This is a genomic window from Blautia parvula (assembly GCF_020215665.1).
Taxonomy (GTDB): Bacteria; Bacillota; Clostridia; order Lachnospirales; family Lachnospiraceae; genus Blautia; species Blautia celeris.
The window spans coordinates 703,778-721,165 of the sequence record NZ_CP084061.1 but is presented as its reverse complement, the minus strand read 5'-3'; the positions used below and the strand labels follow the sequence as shown (position 1 = coordinate 721,165).

At 47.9% G+C, this 17,388-nt stretch carries 15 protein-coding genes and 1 other annotated feature; all 15 genes read right to left on the bottom strand.

Features of this window, described 5'->3' with window-relative positions:
- Nucleotides 1–9: 9 nt before the first annotated feature.
- Nucleotides 10–1,248 carry a BaiN/RdsA family NAD(P)/FAD-dependent oxidoreductase gene (locus LC508_RS03435; protein WP_103732073.1) on the bottom strand — a complete coding sequence of 413 codons (1,239 nt, stop codon included), beginning with the start codon at nt 1,246–1,248 and terminating at the stop codon, nt 10–12.
- Between the two features lie 24 nt (nt 1,249–1,272).
- A complete protein-coding gene (locus LC508_RS03430) occupies nt 1,273–2,196 on the bottom strand; it encodes a MurR/RpiR family transcriptional regulator (protein WP_033141759.1) in 924 nt (307 codons plus the stop codon).
- 167 nt (nt 2,197–2,363) lie between these two features.
- Entirely contained in the window at nt 2,364–3,776 is a 1,413-nt protein-coding gene (locus LC508_RS03425; protein WP_033141760.1) for an oxaloacetate decarboxylase subunit alpha, read from the bottom strand.
- 41 nt (nt 3,777–3,817) lie between these two features.
- Complete coding sequence (locus LC508_RS03420; protein WP_033141761.1) at nt 3,818–4,975, bottom strand: sodium ion-translocating decarboxylase subunit beta; 1,158 nt, start codon at nt 4,973–4,975, stop codon at nt 3,818–3,820.
- Between the two features lie 116 nt (nt 4,976–5,091).
- Entirely contained in the window at nt 5,092–5,463 is a 372-nt protein-coding gene (locus LC508_RS03415) for a biotin/lipoyl-binding carrier protein (protein ID WP_033141762.1), read from the bottom strand.
- Nucleotides 5,464–5,481: 18 nt separating this feature from the next.
- Entirely contained in the window at nt 5,482–6,249 is a 768-nt protein-coding gene (locus LC508_RS03410; protein ID WP_033141763.1) for an OadG family transporter subunit, read from the bottom strand.
- Between the two features lie 14 nt (nt 6,250–6,263).
- Nucleotides 6,264–7,700: an acyl-CoA carboxylase subunit beta gene (locus tag LC508_RS03405; RefSeq protein ID WP_033141764.1), complete on the bottom strand. Its 1,437-nt coding sequence runs from the start codon at nt 7,698–7,700 to the stop codon at nt 6,264–6,266.
- Between the two features lie 298 nt (nt 7,701–7,998).
- Entirely contained in the window at nt 7,999–8,781 is a 783-nt protein-coding gene (trpA, locus tag LC508_RS03400; RefSeq protein WP_103732762.1) for a tryptophan synthase subunit alpha, read from the bottom strand.
- Nucleotides 8,774–9,958, bottom strand: coding sequence for a tryptophan synthase subunit beta (gene trpB / locus LC508_RS03395; protein ID WP_033141766.1), 1,185 nt, complete (start codon nt 9,956–9,958; stop codon nt 8,774–8,776). The genes trpA and trpB overlap by 8 nt, the downstream gene beginning before the upstream one ends.
- Before the next feature lie 60 nt (nt 9,959–10,018).
- The gene (locus tag LC508_RS03390) at nt 10,019–10,678 is read right to left on the bottom strand and encodes a phosphoribosylanthranilate isomerase (RefSeq protein ID WP_052099519.1); all 660 of its coding nucleotides are present in this window, start codon (nt 10,676–10,678) and stop codon (nt 10,019–10,021) included.
- Nucleotides 10,668–11,465 carry an indole-3-glycerol phosphate synthase TrpC gene (gene trpC, locus LC508_RS03385; protein ID WP_103732926.1) on the bottom strand — a complete coding sequence of 266 codons (798 nt, stop codon included), beginning with the start codon at nt 11,463–11,465 and terminating at the stop codon, nt 10,668–10,670. The genes LC508_RS03390 and trpC overlap by 11 nt, the downstream gene beginning before the upstream one ends.
- 16 nt (nt 11,466–11,481) lie before the next feature.
- The gene (locus LC508_RS03380) at nt 11,482–13,086 is read right to left on the bottom strand and encodes a bifunctional anthranilate synthase component II/anthranilate phosphoribosyltransferase (protein WP_103732927.1); all 1,605 of its coding nucleotides are present in this window, start codon (nt 13,084–13,086) and stop codon (nt 11,482–11,484) included.
- Nucleotides 13,083–14,549, bottom strand: coding sequence for an anthranilate synthase component I (trpE, locus tag LC508_RS03375; RefSeq protein ID WP_033141768.1), 1,467 nt, complete (start codon nt 14,547–14,549; stop codon nt 13,083–13,085). Before trpE ends, LC508_RS03380 begins: the two co-directional genes overlap by 4 nt.
- 75 nt (nt 14,550–14,624) lie before the next feature.
- Nucleotides 14,625–14,913: a binding site (T-box leader), on the bottom strand.
- Between the two features lie 146 nt (nt 14,914–15,059).
- Nucleotides 15,060–15,662 (bottom strand): coiled-coil domain-containing protein, encoded by a 603-nt coding sequence (locus tag LC508_RS03370; RefSeq protein ID WP_103733282.1) that lies wholly within the window; start codon nt 15,660–15,662, stop codon nt 15,060–15,062.
- A gap of 190 nt (nt 15,663–15,852) precedes the next feature.
- Nucleotides 15,853–17,169 (bottom strand): hypothetical protein, encoded by a 1,317-nt coding sequence (locus LC508_RS03365; RefSeq protein ID WP_033141769.1) that lies wholly within the window; start codon nt 17,167–17,169, stop codon nt 15,853–15,855.
- Nucleotides 17,170–17,388: the final 219 nt, after the last annotated feature.

The following is a 17,388-nucleotide window of genomic DNA, read 5'->3' as shown; positions in this document are numbered from 1 at the left end:
CTCCTTTGTTTATATACTCTCATTTATGGAGGAAGCCGCCGCGAATGCCGTGGACCAGGCAATCTGCAGATTGAATCCGCCTGTCACCGCATCCAGGTCCAGAACCTCTCCGATAAAATAAAGACCCTTAACTTTTTTTGACTCCATGCTTCCCGGGGAAATCTCCCCGGTCTTCACACCGCCCTGGGTGATGATCGCTTCCTTAAAATCCCGCAGCCCTGTTATGGTCAGCGGCAGTGCCTTGATCAGAGAGACAAAATGCCGCCTCTCCTCCCTGGTGATCTCATTGACTTTCTTTTCCGGAGGTATCCCGGAAAGCTCCAGCATAACAGGCTCCATTTTAGCCGGAAACAGACCTCCTATGGAGTTTTTAAACTGCCGATTCCTGTTCTCTTCAAAATCCCGCAGGATTCTGGCATCGAGCTGTTCCTCGGACAGTGCCGCCTTTACGTCAATATATCCCTGCAGCTCTTTCTTTTTCAGCCTTTTCGCGATCTTTGAGCTGGCTGTCAACACCAAAGGTCCGGAGATGCCGAAATGTGTAAAAAGAAGTTCCCCGAACTCATCATAGAGCACCTTTTTCCCGTCCTTCACCGTAAAACGGACATTTTTAAGCGCCAGCCCCTGCATCCGGCCTGCATAAGCCTCCCTGACCTCCAGAGGTACCAGAGCGGGAAACAGTTCCGTAACCGTATGCCCTGCCTCTTTTGCAAAGCGGTAGCCGTCCCCGGTGGAGCCGGTGGCCTGATAAGAATATCCTCCGCATGCCACGATCACCTTATCTCCCAAAATCTCTGCTCCGTCCGAAAGCCTGATTCCCACAGCGCAGCCGTCCTTGAGGAGAAGTCCTGCCGCCTCAGCATGCAGATGTACTTTCACACCCGCCTCGCGCATCCTGGCCTCCAGTGCCCGGATAATATCCGAGGAGTGGTCCGATAGGGGAAATACCCTGTTTCCCCTTTCCGTCTTCAGCTTAACACCCAGGGAAGAAAAAAATGCAGTCACATCCTGGCTGGTATACCCATAGTAGGCGCTGTACAAAAATTTCGGATTGGATACCACGGATTCAAAGAACGTCTCCGGGTCACAGTCATTTGTGACATTACAGCGTCCTTTTCCGGTAATAAAAAGCTTTTTGCCTAATTTTTCATTTTTTTCAAACACATGCACCTGATGACCTTTCTCAGCCAGAAACACAGATGTGAACATGCCGGCAGCTCCGCCGCCGATAATGATTATTTTTGCCATTGCGGGCTCCTTTATTCGCGTAATCTAATCCTCCATGCCGCCCGGATTTTTCAGTTCTATGTCCTGTCCGTCAGCCATATTGATCTCGTCATTATTATAAACCTGATATTCGTCCCAAATCTTCTCCAGATCCTCCAAAGTTGCCACCACTTCCTTCTGCTTTCTCATACAGAGCGCAACCACCAGTGCATTGATCACACTCAGCGGCGCCACCAGCGAGTCCACAATAGAAGCCATATCACTTCTGGCGATCAGGTTACAGGAGGAATACAGATTCATCGGAGAATGGATACTGTCTGTCAGGGTGATCACCTTGGCACTCCTGTTATTGGCGAATTCCAGGGCTTTCAAAGTCCGCATGGAATACCTCGGAAAACTGATTCCGATGATAACATCATCCCCGCTGATATGGATCATCTGTTCAAACAGCTCACTGGAGCTGTTCGTATGCATCAGATGTACGTGATCAAACAAAAGATTAAAATAAAATCCCAGAAAGCTTGCCAGTGGAGCACAGCTTCGTATCCCTACAATATAAATACTTTTCGCTTTGAGGATTGTCTCCACAGCCAGTTCAAAGGCACTGTGGTCTATATGCTCCATTGTCAGCTTGATCTTATCAATATCCGAATGCAGCACCGTATCCAGGATCTCCGACTGGGGAACCCTGCCGTAAGTCACTTCCATCCGCTGTATGGAGTTCAGCTTATTCCTCACCAGCTCCTCTAAAGCCTTCTGGAACTCCGGATACCCTTTATACCCCAGATGGATAGCAAACCGCACCACCGTAGACTCACTGACCCCGACGGTCTCTCCCAGCCTGGCGGCAGTCAGAAAAGCAGCCTTGTCGTAATTGTCATTGATGTATGTGGCCAGTTTTTTCTGCCCCTTGCTGAAGCTCTGGTACTGTTTATTCATCTTACTGAGTAAATTTTCCGCATTACCCATGTCTGTCCCCTCTTCAAAACATACCCGTAGGGTATTTCGTAATTTATGAGCGGTTTTTGCCCATACATGGGTTATAATATCACAAATCCGATGATTTTTCACTAAAAAAAGAAAAAAAGGCCAAAGGCACCGTCAGTCACGGCACCTTCGCCTTTCTATGCTGAACATTAAACAGGATAAGCCCCGTTCTCTGTATCCGCAGCTTTCGGATCTACCTTCGTCTCCTGTGCTTCTCTGTACTTAAAGAACTCGGTAGCAACCTGCGGGAATAATGCATAAGACAATACGTCCTCTTCCTGCTCGGACCACTGTGCCATTTCACTTCTTAAAGTATCCAGCTCATCCGGGATCAAATCAGCCGGACGGCATGTGATCGGCTCTGTGTCACCGATACATTTCTTCTGTACTTCAGGATTGAACGGTTTTACTGTAGCACCGTATTTTCCGCTGAGAACGTCTTTTGTCTCTTTTGTAACCATTTTGTAGCGCTCGCCCATGATCACGTTGAATACAGCCTGTGTACCAACGATCTGTGAGGACGGTGTAACCAGAGGCGGCTCGCCCAGGTCCTTACGCACTCTCGGCACTTCTTCCAGAACATCGTAGAATTTGTCTTCTGCGTGCTGTTCCTTTAACTGGCTGGTCAGGTTGGAGAGCATACCGCCCGGTACCTGATACAGCAGAGTCTTAATGTTAACACCCAGGTTCTTGGGATTCAGCAGGCCGCTGTCCAGTGCTTCGTCACGGATCGGACGGAAGTAGTCAGCAATCTCCGCCAGAAGGTTCTGGTCAAATCCTGTATCGTAAGGTGTTCCTTTAAAGGTCTCAACCATAACCTCTGTAGCCGGCTGGGAAGTTCCCAGAGCGAAAGGAGACATAGCGGTGTCAATTACGTCAACGCCTGCCTCTACTGCTTTTAAGTAGGTCATGGAAGCCACACCTGAGGTGTAGTGTGTGTGAAGCTGAATCGGAATATCTACAGCAGCTTTCAGAGCAGTTACCAGCTCAGTTGCCTTGTACGGAACAAGCAGGCCTGCCATATCCTTGATACAGATGGAATTCGCACCCATATCCTCTACTCTTTTTGCCATATCTACCCAGTAGTCCAGGGTATAAGCATCGCCCAGGGTATAGGACAGGGCAACCTGTGCATGTCCTTTTTCCTTGTTGGATGCTTTTACGGCTGTCTGCAGGTTTCTTAAATCGTTGAGACAGTCAAAAATACGGATGATATCAATACCGTTTGCAACGGATTTCTGTACGAAATACTCTACCACGTCATCTGCATAAGGACGGTATCCCAGAATATTCTGGCCGCGGAACAGCATCTGCAGTTTCGTGTTCTTGAAACCGTCACGGAACTTACGCAGTCTCTCCCACGGATCTTCTTTTAAGAAACGAAGGGACGCGTCAAAGGTGGCACCGCCCCAGCATTCTACGGAGTGGTAACCCACTTTATCCAGTTTATCTACGATGGGCAGCATCTGCTCTGTGGACATTCTGGTCGCAATCAGGGACTGATGTGCATCACGTAAGATTGTTTCAGTAATCTTAATCGGTTTTTTTACTACCTCTGCCATCTTAATTTCCTCCTAAATTTTTAAAACATGTTTTCATACTGTTAAACACCGAAAATTGCCATGAAGGTACCGGCCGCTACCGCAGTACCGATAACACCTGCAACGTTCGGGCCCATTGCATGCATCAGCAGGAAGTTGGTGGGGTCCGCCTCAGCACCGACCTTCTGGGATACACGGGCTGCCATAGGAACAGCAGATACACCGGCAGAACCGATCAACGGGTTGATCTTGCCGCCGGACAGTTTGCACATTAACTTACCGAGGAGCACACCGCCTGCCGTACCGACTGCGAATGCGACCAGACCTAATACGACGATTTTCAGAGTGTCCAGTTTCAGGAATGCCTCAGCGCTTGTGGAAGCACCTACGGAAGTTCCCAGTAAGATAACTACAATATACATAAGGGCATTGGAAGCTGTCTCGCTCAGCTGTTTTACAACACCTGATTCGCGGAACAGATTACCAAGCATTAACATACCAACCAGCGGAGCTGTTGTAGGAAGAATCAGACAAACAACAACGGTGATGATGATCGGGAACAGGATCTTTTCCAGTTTGGAAACCGGACGGAGCTGTTCCATTTTGATCTTGCGCTCCTTCTCTGTTGTGAGAAGTTTCATGATCGGCGGCTGGATGATCGGAACCAGGGACATATAGGAATATGCCGCCACCGCAATGGGTCCCATGAGCATTGTCTGCCCCAGTTTACCTGCCAGGAAGATGGAGGTCGGGCCGTCAGCACCGCCGATAATGGAGATAGCTGCTGCTGCCTTTCCGTTGAATCCCATGAAGATAGCCAGGAAGTACGCCATGTAGATACCCAGCTGTGCTGCCGCACCCATAAGAAAGCTCTTGGGGTTTGCGATCAGCGGGCCAAAGTCTGTCATGGCACCAACACCCATGAAGATCAGGGACGGAAGAATACTCCATTCATCCATCAGATAAAAATAGTGAAGAAGTCCACCTGCGTGCTCGATTCCTGCTGCATCCGTGTATGGCTGTGCCATAATATCAGGATAGATATTAACCAACAGCATACCGAAAGCAATCGGCACCAGAAGAAGCGGTTCAAATCCTTTTTTAATTGCCAGGAAAAGGAAAACAAAGGCAACTAAAATCATAAGGTAATTTCCCCATGTCAGATTGAAAAACGCTGTCTGGTGGAGCAGGTTAGACAGTGTATCTGTAACGTTAGACATTATATTACCTCCCATTGTTCGTATTCGTGACAATAGAAAGTTCTCGATGTGTGCTTTCTATTGTATCAGCAAGATTTATCTCTTAGCTGTCGGGAATTTACAAATGCTTGCAAATTCTAGTTCATGGATGCCAGTGTATCGCCGTTTTCTACGGAATCACCAACTGCCACGTCAATACTTGCAATGGTACCGTCCTGCGGAGCAACAACCGGAATTTCCATTTTCATGGCTTCCAGGATGACAATGTTATCGCCGGCTTTTACTGCCTGTCCCACACTTGCTTCCACTTTGAATACTTTACCCGGAACAGATGCGGTAACTGCCACTGCGCCTGCTGCAGATGCTGCAGGTTTTGCTGCCGGAGCTGCTTTCGGTGCTGCCTTGGGAGCAGCCTTCGGTGCTGCCGCAGGAGCTGCTGCGTTTCCTGCGCCCTCTTCCACTGTTACATCGTATGCAACGCCATTAACTGTAATTGTATAAGATTTCATAACCATTTCCTCCTGTGATTAGGCTCTCTGCCAATTTCTTTTTGTTGATTTTCTGATGGAACGAACTACAAAACTGTCTGTAGATGTATTTTCAGATGCTGCGATCGCCGCTGCAATGACTGCAATCAGCTCACCGTCATCCACAACCTCTTCTTCCGCTGCTTCAGGAATAACAGGAGCAGCCGGGGCAGCCGGAACTTGAATCTCTTCCGGAACAGCTTTCTTCTTGCCAAAGGACTCTACAAAGCCCGGAATGTATTTCATTAAGGAAATAACAAAGCACAGGAAGATAAGCATTACAAAAACAGTACCAACACCCAGAAGTGTATTCTGTCCTGCCTGTGCCATTTTTTCGCCCATTGAGTACTGCGGGTCAATAGTCACGCTGAGAGGATTGCCGTTTTTGTCCAAAGTAAAGATGCAGTCTGCACTGCGTTTCTCAAAAGTACAGGTCAGCGTAAGAATATAGCTGCCGTCTTTGTCCTCCACCTCGCCCTTGGTTGTCTCAACATATGTTCCCAGATCTTCTCCGGCTCCGTCCCATGCGCTGGCTGCGGAAGCACTGAAGGCATCGTCACCTTCCATCAGGCTTGCGATGGATTCCTCATCCAGATTGGCAATGTTGCCGACAACACTTCCGAAGCTCTCCACCAGAGAGTCAACGGTGGCATCGTCCAGCTTTTTCAAACCGCCTGTGGAGTCTTTGCTGCTGCCGCAGGCTGTCATAGCCAGGACGCATACTCCGATCAGGATTAAACCAATTAATTTTTTCCATGTCTGCTTCATATGATTCACCTCGCCTAAACCGTGCCGTGTTTCTTGCTGGGACGATCTTCTCTCTTTGTGAATAACATTTCAAAAGCACCAATCACATATTTTCTTGTATCTTCTGCCTCGATGATGGAATCCACATAACCTCTCTTGGCAGCAGCCATTGCGCTTGACTGTAAGTCAGCATATTCAGCGGCCTTTTCATTGATCGTAGCAGCATCGCTGTCTGCATACATGATCTTAGCTGCAAGACGCGCGTCCATCATACCGATCTGAGCGCCCGGCCATGCAAATACCATGTCCGCTCCTGTGGATTTGCTGTTCATTGCCAGATATGCACTTCCGAACGCTTCACCGATCACGATGTTCACCTTCGGTACGGTTGCATTTGTAAATGCGTAAGTAAGCTGTGCCGCTGCCTTGGCAATGTTGGCTTCTGAGCATTTTGTAGCTTTGTAGCCTTTTACATTTGTCAGAGACAGTACCGGAATTTCAAAAGCGTCACAGAATTTAACGAAATCTGCTGCTTTCTTGCATCCTCTTACAGAGAGAACCTTGTCAAAGGACTCTGTCTTCTCCCCTTCATCGTTGTAAACCTCGCTTCTGTTGGCAACGCAGCCCACAGTAGCGCCGTTCAGACGGATGAAGCCTGTCACCATGTCTTTTGCGTATGCAGCTTTTACCTCAAAGAACTCATTGTTGTCCGCGATCTGGGAAAGAGCAATGGCAGTATCACCAACACAGTTTTCCAGTTCCGGGCATACACGGTTCAGATCATCAGTGCAGTCTTCATAGGAAGAATTGTCTTCGTAGTTGGAAGGCAGCATAGATATCAGCAGTCTCATCTGTGCAAGGATTTCCTCCTCACTTCCCAGAACATCTACCAGGCCAGCCTCTTCGCTCTGGTATTTTGCGCTGGATGTATCACATTTGGAAATTTCATTTCCCTCTAAAGCGTTGGGGGAGTTTACAAACAGTTTACCGCTCTTCTCCTCCATGAAGGTGAAATCGGTAAGAGCCGGAACGATTGCAAGACCGCCGCCGCAGGTCCCGAAGATACCTGTGATCTGCGGAATCACACCTGACGCCATAACCTGTTTGGTGTAAATTTCGCCAAAAGCATTCAGTGCGTCTGTAGCTTCCTGCAGTCTCAGACCTGCACAGTCCACAAGTCCGATCACCGGAGCGCCTGTCTTCATTGCCAGGTCGTAAAGTCTGACAATCTTTTTGGCATGCATTTCACCGATGGTTCCGTTCAGAACGGAAGCATCCTGGCTGTACACATACACCAGGCTGCCGTCAATGACACCGTAACCGGTGATGACACCGTCTGCCGGTGTTTCCTTTTCAGATAAGTTGAAATCTGTGTTTCTGGCTGTGACACAGCCGCCGATTTCAACAAAACTGTTCTCATCAAGTAAAGAAGCAATTCTTTTACTTGCCAAGCTTTGTGCTGTATTACTCATTTATCAGCCCTCCATTTTTTATTATTTACCTGGATTCTGCACGAAAAATCTGCGTGATAATCCGGCTTTCATGCAGAAATCGCCTCCTGGTTTTACTTTGTTGAGTTAAAAGACAAAACCAATTTCTGCCGATTATAATTGTACCCTTTTTCCGGGAATTTTTCAACAAGAATTTGTGAAATATTTAATTATTGTGTATGTTTTTTGTCAGACTTGCATAATACGCGCAGGTAATGTTCCGCCATATGGATTTTTCTGCATAAAAAGGGAGGATGGAACTGCCCATCCTCCGCTGTTTTCAACCCTTTGCCCGGTCCACTGCCGCCTTCATTTCTTTTACATACTGAGCCACATAAGGCACACAATCTTTTCCGTATTTTGCCACAATTTTAACAATTGCAGAACCCACGATGGCTCCGTCTGAAACCTTTGCCATGTGATACGCCTGCTCGGGGGTAGATATTCCGAACCCCACTGCGCACGGTACATCCGTAGCCTGACGGACCAGCTCCACCATGGCACCGATGTCTGTCCTGATCTCACTTCTCACCCCGGTCACTCCCAAGGAGGAGACACAGTAGATATAGCCTTTTGCTGCCTTTGCGATCATGGTGATGCGGTCCTTTGACGTGGGCGCTATGAGGGGGATGATATCAATCCCGTAGGCGTCGCAGGCAGGTGCCAGCTCCTGTCTTTCCTCATAGGGCATATCCGGAACAATGATGCCGTCTATCCCGCACTCCACACATCTTTTCATGAAGCGCTCCTTGCCGTATGTAAAAATAGGATTCACGTAAGTCAGAAATACGATAGGCACAGTGACTTTCTTTCTCGCCCTTTGTATCATGTCAAACAATTTATCTGTGGTGCATCCCGCTTTCAGAGCTCTCTCGTTGGCCTCCTGGATCACAGGGCCTTCCGCTGTGGGATCGGAAAACGGTATGCCGATCTCGATCAGGTCAGCCCCTGCCGACTCCATGGCGTACAGAAGCTGCTCTGTCACGTCAAGCGTGGGGTCCCCGCCTGTGATAAAGGGAATAAATGCTTTTTTGTTTTCAAATGCCTGCTGTATTTTATTCATAGATCTCCACTCCTCTGTATCGTGCTATGGCAGCCACATCCTTATCGCCTCTGCCGGAAATATTTACAACAATGATTTTATCTTTGTCCATAGTCGGTGCCAGTTTTCTTGCGTATGCCACTGCATGGGCGCTTTCTATGGCCGGGATAATGCCCTCGGTCCTTGAGAGGTATTCAAATGCCTCCACTGCCTCCACGTCTGTGATCGGCACATATTCTGCTCTGCCTGTCTCATTCAAATTGGCGTGTTCCGGTCCGATGCCGGGGTAATCAAGCCCCGCGGAGATGGAATATACCGGCGCGATCTGTCCGTACGCATCCTGGCAGAACAGGGATTTCATGCCGTGGAAGACACCTTCTGAACCTCTGGCGATGGTGGCAGCATGCTTTTCTGTATCCACGCCAAGGCCTGCCGCTTCACATCCGATAAGCTGTACCTGCTCCTCCCGGATAAATTCATAAAAGGCTCCCATGGCATTGCTGCCGCCGCCCACACAGGCGATCACAGCATCCGGAAGTCTGCCTTCCTTTTCCTGCAGCTGCTCCTTGATCTCTTTTCCGATGATTTTCTGGAAATCGCGGACAATCATGGGGAAGGGGTGAGGCCCCATAACAGACCCCAGCACATACAGGGTGTCATCCATCCTTCTGGTCCATTCCCTCATGGTCTCATTTACCGCATCCTTCAAAGTCGCGGTGCCGCTGTCAACAGGGTGTACCTTCGCCCCCAGAAGTTCCATGCGGTATACATTCAAAGCCTGGCGGTCCGTGTCCTCGCGTCCCATGAAGACTTCACATTCAAGCCCCATAAGTGCTGCTGCCGTAGCTGTGGCAACCCCGTGCTGTCCTGCTCCCGTCTCAGCGATGACTCTTGTTTTGCCCATCTTTTTGGCAAGGAGCACCTGTCCCAGGACATTGTTGATCTTGTGGGAACCTGTGTGATTTAAATCCTCCCGCTTCAGATAGATCTTAGCGCCTCCCAGATCTTTTGTCATCTTCTCTGCATAATACAGCAGGGAAGGACGTCCGGCATAATTTTTCAGCAGATCGTCCAGTTCCCTGTTAAACTCCGGGTCTTTGCTGTATTTTTCATATGCCTCCTCCAGTTCATGTACTGCGTTCATAAGTGTCTCCGGAATGTACTGCCCTCCGTAATTACCAAATCTTCCTTTACTCATCTCTTCATCCTCTTCCTTATATGATTGATCCTTTGTAACTGTTCAGTCAGGTCTGCGCATTTACTGCGCTGACCGTGCAAAAGAATAGTGGCGGCAGGTATCTGTCTGCTGCTCCCGTACTGCCCGGATAAATGCCTCAACCTTTTCCCTGTCCTTATATCCTCCTGTCTCAACCGCACTGCTTACATCTGCGGCAAACGCGCCGCTTTCTCTCAGTGCACCTGATACATTTTCAGCATTCAGGCCGCCGGCCAGAAAAAAAGGTCTTTTGAGGCTTGGAATCAGGGACAGGTCAAACCCTTTTCCGCTTCCGCCATACTGCCCCTTTGTATATGTATCGAGAAGCAGATATTCACAGGGCAGTTCTTCGGCCTTTAGAATCTGTTCTCGGCTCTGTACACGGACAGCTTTTATGACCGGTTTCCGGGTATATTTTTTTATAGTTCGAATATAGGCTTCATCCTCATCTCCATGAAGCTGAATGATATCTATGATCCCCTTTTCGGCGATCCGGGCCGCTTCCTGTGCCGGGGCGTTTACAAAGACACCGACTGCCAGAATCCCGTCCGCCAGTCCTGCTCTCAAACACTCCGCCTGCTCTATCGAAACCCGGCGCCGGCTGTCCGCAAAGACGAATCCGATATAATCCGGCCGGCACAGATTTGCCGTTTCAATATCCTCCGGCCTTACAAGACCGCAGATCTTCACTTTACTGCCCATCGGATGTTCCCTCCCCTTTTAGGTAAGAGAGCATTTTTTTCTTGTCTCTGCTCTTCATCAGTGTCTCACCGATCAGCACCGCATCCACTTCATTTTCTTTTAAACGAGCAATGTCCTCAGGTCCCTTGATACCGCTCTCTGCCACGAACAGGACTTCTTTCGGCGCCAGAGCGCGAAGCTTTGTGCTGTTTCCCACATCTACACTAAAATCTTTCAGGTTGCGGTTATTTACGCCAATGACTCTGGCTCCCGCCCACACAGCATGGGAGATTTCCTTCTCGTCGTGGGCCTCCACCAAAGCGGAAAGCCCCAGGGTGTCGCACACCTGGATATAACGCTTTAAAAGCTCCGGTTCTATGAGGGCGCAGATCAGGAGCACAGCGCCGGCTCCCAGGACCTTTGCCTCATAAATCTGGTATTCCTCCACCACAAAATCTTTCCTGAGAACCGGGATCTTTACAGTTTCCGCGATTTCCTTCAGATAGCTGTCACGGCCCAGAAAATATTTCGGCTCTGTCAGACAGGAAATGGCGTCTGCCCCAGCTGCCTCATATTCCCTGGCAATATCCAGATAAGGAAAATCCTCTGCAATGATTCCCTTTGAGGGAGACGCTTTTTTCACCTCGCAAATGAAACTGAGACCTTCTTTTGCCAGTGCTTTTTCAAAAGGAAATCCTGTCTCTGTCTCCATGCTGTATGCGGCTTTTTTCAGTGTTCCGAGGGGAACCTTCTTTTTCTGATTTGTCACGCGGATTTCTGTATCTCTTGCTATCTGCTCCAGAATCATTTTGCAGTCCCCTCCTTTACTGTTCTCTTGTGGCCTTAACAAACTCATCGAATTTCGCCTGCGCTTTTCCGCTCTCTATCAACTCTCTTGCCATATTAATACCCTCCTGCAGAGTAATGCCGTCAATTCCCAGATAGAGACTCATACCCGCGTTTAAAAGAACCACGTCGCGCTTTGGACCGGTCTCACGGCCTGATAAAATGTCTCTTGTGATCTGGGCATTGTCTGCAGGGGAACCACCCACCAGTTGGGCCAGCTCACAGCGCTCCATGCCAAACTGTTCCGGTGAAATGGTGTAGCAGGAAGTCTCGCCGAAACGTATTTCGCAGACTGTAGTTTCCCCGGTCAGGGTGATCTCATCCAGGCCATCTTCGCCGCACACGGCCACACCTCTTGTCACGCCCAGATTGCCCAGCACCTTAGCCAGCGGCTCCACCAGGTTTTTGTCATATACACCCAGAAGCTGCATGGTGGCAGCTGCCGGATTGGACAGAGGGCCCAAAATATTGAAGACTGTACGGACCCCCATCTCCTTTCTGACCGGAGCGGCATATTTCATGGAGGAGTGGTAAACAGGTGCAAACATGAAGCACATGCCGGTCTTATTGAGGATCGTCTCATTCTGCTTTGCATCCAGAGCCACATTGGCGCCCAGATGTTCCAGAACATCCGCAGCACCGCTTTTACTGGATACGCTGCGGTTTCCGTGTTTTGCCACGGGTACACCGCCTGCTGCAACCACAAATGCGGCAGTTGTGGAAATATTGAATGTTCCCGCCTCATCTCCGCCGGTTCCCACAATATCTATGACCTCTCTCTCCGGCTTTATCTTAATTCCTTTTTCCCTCATGACCTCAGCAAATGCCGTAATCTCGTCAATACTCTCGCCCTGCATGCGCAGCGCAGCCAGAAAAGCTCCCATCTGGGCCTGTGTGGCAATGCCGTCCATCATTTCGTGCATAACTGCCTTTGCCACTTCATAGCTTAAATCCTTACCGTCCATCAGTGTGTGAATTGCCTCTTTGATCATGATCTTATCTCCTCTTCCGGCTTTTATATTTAAAAAATTCTCCATTATGCTTTTTCCTTTTGGTGTGAGTATGGATTCCGGATGGAACTGGAGTCCGTACACCGGATATTCCCTGTGGCCCACTGCCATGATTTCCCCGTTCTCCACATCTGTGGATAATACCTGCAGACAGTCAGGGATGGTACCGTCTTCTGCTATGAGGGAATGGTACCTGGCTGCGTCAATCTCCTCCTCCATGCCTGCGAAGACAGGGCTTTCCGTCTGAATGTGCACCCTGCTTTTTTTGCCGTGCATCAGATGTCTGGCATGGCTGATCCTGGCACCATACACCTCACAGATTGCCTGATGTCCCAGGCAGACCCCCAGAATGGGAACTCTGCCCTGCAGTCTCTGAATGACGGCTTCACATACGCCTGCATCTTTTGGGTATCCGGGTCCCGGTGAGAGGATGATGTGGGAAGGCTGTAATGCGGCGATTTCCTCCACTGTCATCTCATCATTCCGGATCACGCGGATGTCAGGGTTAATAGTTCCTATCATCTGTACCAGGTTGTAAGTAAAACTGTCGTAATTGTCAATCAATGCTATCATAACTCATCCACCTCCCCGGCATTTTGGATGGCCTGCATAACCGCTGCCGCTTTATTTGCCGATTCTTCATATTCAAGCTCCGGTACACTGTCTGCCACAATTCCGCCGCCGGCCTGCACATAGACCTTTCCGTCCTTTTTGACTGCCATGCGGATGGCAATGCAGGTGTCCAGATTGCCGGCAAAATCCAAATAACCGATGGCACCGCCATATACACCTCTCTCTGTGCTTTCCAGCTCCTCAATGATCTCACAGGCTCTGATTTTCGGAGCTCCGGAAAGAGTTCCTGCCGGAAGCACAGCCTCAATGGCATCCAGTGCATCCTTATCCTCCCGGATGGAACCTTCCACCTGGGAACAGATGTGCATAATTTTCGAGTAGCGGTGAATCATCATGTATTTCGTCACTTCCACAGAGCCAAACCGGCTGATACGTCCCAGGTCGTTTCTTCCCAGATCCACCAGCATATTGTGCTCTGACAGCTCCTTTTCGTCCTGCAGAAGGTCCCTCTCAAGAGCTTCATCCTCCTCTGCATCCATGCCCCTTGGTCTGGAGCCTGCCACCGGGAAGGTTGTCAGTCTGCCGTCCTGAAGACGGACCAGTGTTTCCGGTGAGGTACTCATCAGCTCCTCCTCATCAAAGTGGAGATATACCATGTATGGGGACGGGTTCGTGGTGCGCAGGACCCGGTAGGCATTCAGGAGACTTCCCTTCATAGGGCTGCTGAACTGTCTGGAAATGACAGCCTGGAAGATATCTCCGTCTCTTATGTATTCTTTCGTTTTCTCCACAATGCTGCAGTATTCTTCTCTGCTTACATTGCAGGTGAAATCTATCTGCTCCGGTTCACCGGCTATGGCAGGCACCGGTGCACTTTTGATCAGTCCGGCTATTCTGGCGATCTCCGCTGTGGCTTCCCCATAATTCTCCATCACTTTATCAGTCCGCATATTGACAATGATACAGATTTTCTGTTTCAGATGGTCATAGGCGATCACCTTGTCAAAAAGCATCACATCATAATCCGGAAATGTGCCTTTTTTAATATTGAGTACCGGTTCCGCATAGCCCACCATGGAATATGCGAAATATCCCACAAAACCGCCGGTAAACGGAGGCATACCGGAAAGCCTCGGAGACTTGTAATCTTTCATGATTTCTCTCAGTACATGCAGAGGCTTTTCTGTCTCCACAGTTTCTGTCTTCCCCTGCTTTTCTATATATACTTTGCGGTCCCTGCAGGTTACCCGCATGACCGGGTCATATCCCAAAAAGGAATATCTTCCCCAAGTCTCCCCGCCCTCGATACTCTCCAGAAGATAGTATCTTTTCGAGAACCCTGTAAGTTTGCGGAGCAGCGTAATAGGTGTTGTAACATCCGCATAGATTTCTCTGCATACAGGTACAATGGAATATTTTTCTGCCAGTTTCAGGATTGTGTTGCAGTCTGGTGTAATCGTCATGTTTTTCCTCCCTTTCCAAAGAGCGAGATCAGGTTTTTCTGTAAATAAAAAAGCTCCTGCCCCATCAGATTTCTCCAATGGGACAAGAGCTGTAAATTCAAAACTCCTGCGGTACCACCCATATTGCTCATATACTTAACGTAATATGAACCGCTCTTTCATGTACTATCATACACTGCTCCTTGATAACGGATAAGCTCCCCGTCAGCGTCTACTTCCTTCTCCCAAATCCTATTCGGATCACAAAGGTTTCAAGCTGCCCTCACAAGTCCATTCAGTAAAAACTCTTACTGCCGCATTCCCACCAGCAACGGCTCTCTGGAAGTAAATATTCTTACCTACTCCTCTTGTTCATCGGTTTAAAGTGTTAATCAATTCAACTTTTTTCAATTATAATGCCATGTGTTTTATTTGTCAATAGTTGATTTTAATTTTCTGCAGAGAGCAGAGACAACGGGCAGCATTTCATAGAATAATGAAACACTGCCCGTTTAGAAGTGCACGTGTAAATTATGCGAAATGTTTACTCCCGTCCGCTGCATGGCGGTCCAGGATTTCATGTACTCTTTCAACCTCTCCCAATATGGCATCATCCATATTTTTCAATTCTTTGTAAATGAAAGAAATCCGGCGGTCCGTACGGGCCTGCGCTGCTTTTATTCTGGTGACTTCCTCCTTTAAATGATTGACGTCCTTTTTCAGAAGAATCACGTCCTCTTTTAATCCGCTGACATCTACTTTCAGGATTCCGACATCCTCCTTTAAACCGTTGACATCTTCTTTCAAGACACTGACATCTTCTTTTAACCCATTTACATCTTCTTTCAGGACACTAACATCTTCTTTTAATCCATTTACGTCTTCCTTCAGGACGCTGACATCTTCTTTTAACTCACTGACGTCTTCTTTTAAGACACTGACATCTTCTTTTAACTCACTGACGTCTTCTTTTAAGACACTGACATCTTTCTTCAGGGCATTTACATCTCCCTTTAGTTCATTGACATCCTCTTTCAAAATACTGACATTTTCATTTAATGTAACAATGTCCTCTTTCATAGATTCCGTATTATTTTTTACGACAGTCAATTCCTCATATATTAACTCTAACAATTGGTTTTCTCTCATATTGTTTTACTGACCTTTCTTGTATTCAAAGTATATCATACTTTGCTGATAAAATCCATTTATACCGTTAAAAAATAGTGCCTATTTTTGCATATAATATTTTGTTAATTCTGCTAAAAATATTGCTTTCGCAATTTACAGCATTGCCCTTTTGCAGACTATTATGCAAAAGTCATCAGCCCGCTTTTCCGGTATTATATTGGCGCTCTCTCAGCTTTATCAATTCCTGTTTTTCAGACTGGTGCTGCTTTACTGCGCGCTGCATCTGGTTCTCTTTGCGGCGTACGGTTCGTTCTGCCTGCTCCAATTTTTCTTCCAGTTCACGGTTTCTCTTCTTTACGCTTCTGCAGTATACTTCCAGCTCATTGATCTGTTTTTTTAAAGTATCTTTTTCTTCTGCCTCCCGGTCTACGCACCTCTGCCATCTGGCCGGATTATTTTCAAGGATCTTATCCAGGCATTTTTTTACATAACCGGACAGCAAAACAATGTAAAGGGAGTAAATGTACTTCTCCAAACCGGATTTTTCTTCAAATTCACCAATCTCCAGAAGAATCTCACGTGTCCTCTCATCCAGCACTTCCCCGCCAAGCACATTTCTGTCAATGCCTCCCAAATGGAAAAGATTCTGGAGGTAACAATCGAACTCTTCATATCCTTCCACCTGAAATCCCAGCGCTGCCTGAAACGGATTCCGTACAGTCTCCGCCAGCATTCTGCTGAAACTGCTGTCCGCATATCCCTGCCTTCCCCAGACCTCATATTCCAGAATCTCCTCTTTTTTGCTGTCCCAGATCGTATTTCTGTCAATCATACACTCCAGTATCAGGTAATAATTCACATTCTTCCTTATCTCCACATGACAGGCTTCTGCCAGCAGATAAATAACACATATCTGGCTCATTCCCATGGCCGGCTGTTCTGTATAAGGTTCTGCCCATTCCTGTATACACTGAAACTCCAGGGTCTCTTCTTTAAAAAGTTCCTTTCTGGCACTGTGCCAGCCTTTGCGGATAAGCCCCATAAACAGCCTGTAAGCATCCTCCGCTTTCTCTCTGCTTCCCTCCCGCATCACTTCCAGCATGCCAAAGAGCACCTGTGCATAATAATATTCCTCATAGCCCAGGCAGGACAAGAAATACTCTCCATGATACCCATTGTCCAAAAAAATCTTCTGATATTCAAGAATCTGCTCCGGTGTAAGTGTCTTCAGTTCCTCCTGGCAGACAGGATTCTGCGCTGCTGCAAAAACCAGAAAATAGGTCACATCAAGGCAGATTTCCTCCCCATCCTCATTCATCAGCTTTTCCAGAACACGTGTCAGTTCCCGCTCACATTTAAGCACACTTTTACCTGTGTCCTCGCCTTCCGCTTCTGTCAGGTAACGGTTCTCCTCCTGTATGCGGTCCGGCAGATTTTCCTCCTGATACATTGCCTTTTTAATCTCATTGCGCACTTTCAGCCCTTCAAATATCATTCCTTTTTTGTTCATTCTCATAACCTCTCTGTTCCGGCAGGCGCTTCGCAATCAGAAAAACAATGTTGGTATTCCTTTGCTCTGAATCTTTATAATTGGAAATAATATGGGAATTCCATAGAATTTGGAAATGTGTGTCATATTGTCTTAATTTTAGAATTGTTTTCTGCGCGTTTTCGATTGTTCAGCGCTGACCTTTTCGTAAATCCAGATTACCATATTCTGAGTTAAAAT

Bases quoted from the DNA above. Each gene is read 5' to 3' on its own strand.
- trpE (WP_033141768.1), bottom strand. From the start codon at position 14,549: ATGACGATTACACCAGACTGCAACACAATCCTGAAACTGGCAGAAAAA.
- LC508_RS03435 (WP_103732073.1), bottom strand. From the start codon at position 1,248: ATGGCAAAAATAATCATTATCGGCGGCGGAGCTGCCGGCATGTTCACA.
- LC508_RS03415 (WP_033141762.1), bottom strand. From the start codon at position 5,463: ATGAAATCTTATACAATTACAGTTAATGGCGTTGCATACGATGTAACA.
- LC508_RS03365 (WP_033141769.1), bottom strand. From the start codon at position 17,169: ATGAACAAAAAAGGAATGATATTTGAAGGGCTGAAAGTGCGCAATGAG.
- trpA (WP_103732762.1), bottom strand. From the start codon at position 8,781: ATGAATAAAATACAGCAGGCATTTGAAAACAAAAAAGCATTTATTCCC.
- LC508_RS03420 (WP_033141761.1), bottom strand. From the start codon at position 4,975: ATGTCTAACGTTACAGATACACTGTCTAACCTGCTCCACCAGACAGCG.
- trpB (WP_033141766.1), bottom strand. From the start codon at position 9,958: ATGAGTAAAGGAAGATTTGGTAATTACGGAGGGCAGTACATTCCGGAG.
- LC508_RS03390 (WP_052099519.1), bottom strand. From the start codon at position 10,678: ATGGGCAGTAAAGTGAAGATCTGCGGTCTTGTAAGGCCGGAGGATATT.
- LC508_RS03405 (WP_033141764.1), bottom strand. From the start codon at position 7,700: ATGAGTAATACAGCACAAAGCTTGGCAAGTAAAAGAATTGCTTCTTTA.
- LC508_RS03380 (WP_103732927.1), bottom strand. From the start codon at position 13,086: ATGATAGCATTGATTGACAATTACGACAGTTTTACTTACAACCTGGTA.
- LC508_RS03430 (WP_033141759.1), bottom strand. From the start codon at position 2,196: ATGGGTAATGCGGAAAATTTACTCAGTAAGATGAATAAACAGTACCAG.
- LC508_RS03410 (WP_033141763.1), bottom strand. From the start codon at position 6,249: ATGAAGCAGACATGGAAAAAATTAATTGGTTTAATCCTGATCGGAGTA.
- LC508_RS03425 (WP_033141760.1), bottom strand. From the start codon at position 3,776: ATGGCAGAGGTAGTAAAAAAACCGATTAAGATTACTGAAACAATCTTA.
- trpC (WP_103732926.1), bottom strand. From the start codon at position 11,465: ATGATTCTGGAGCAGATAGCAAGAGATACAGAAATCCGCGTGACAAAT.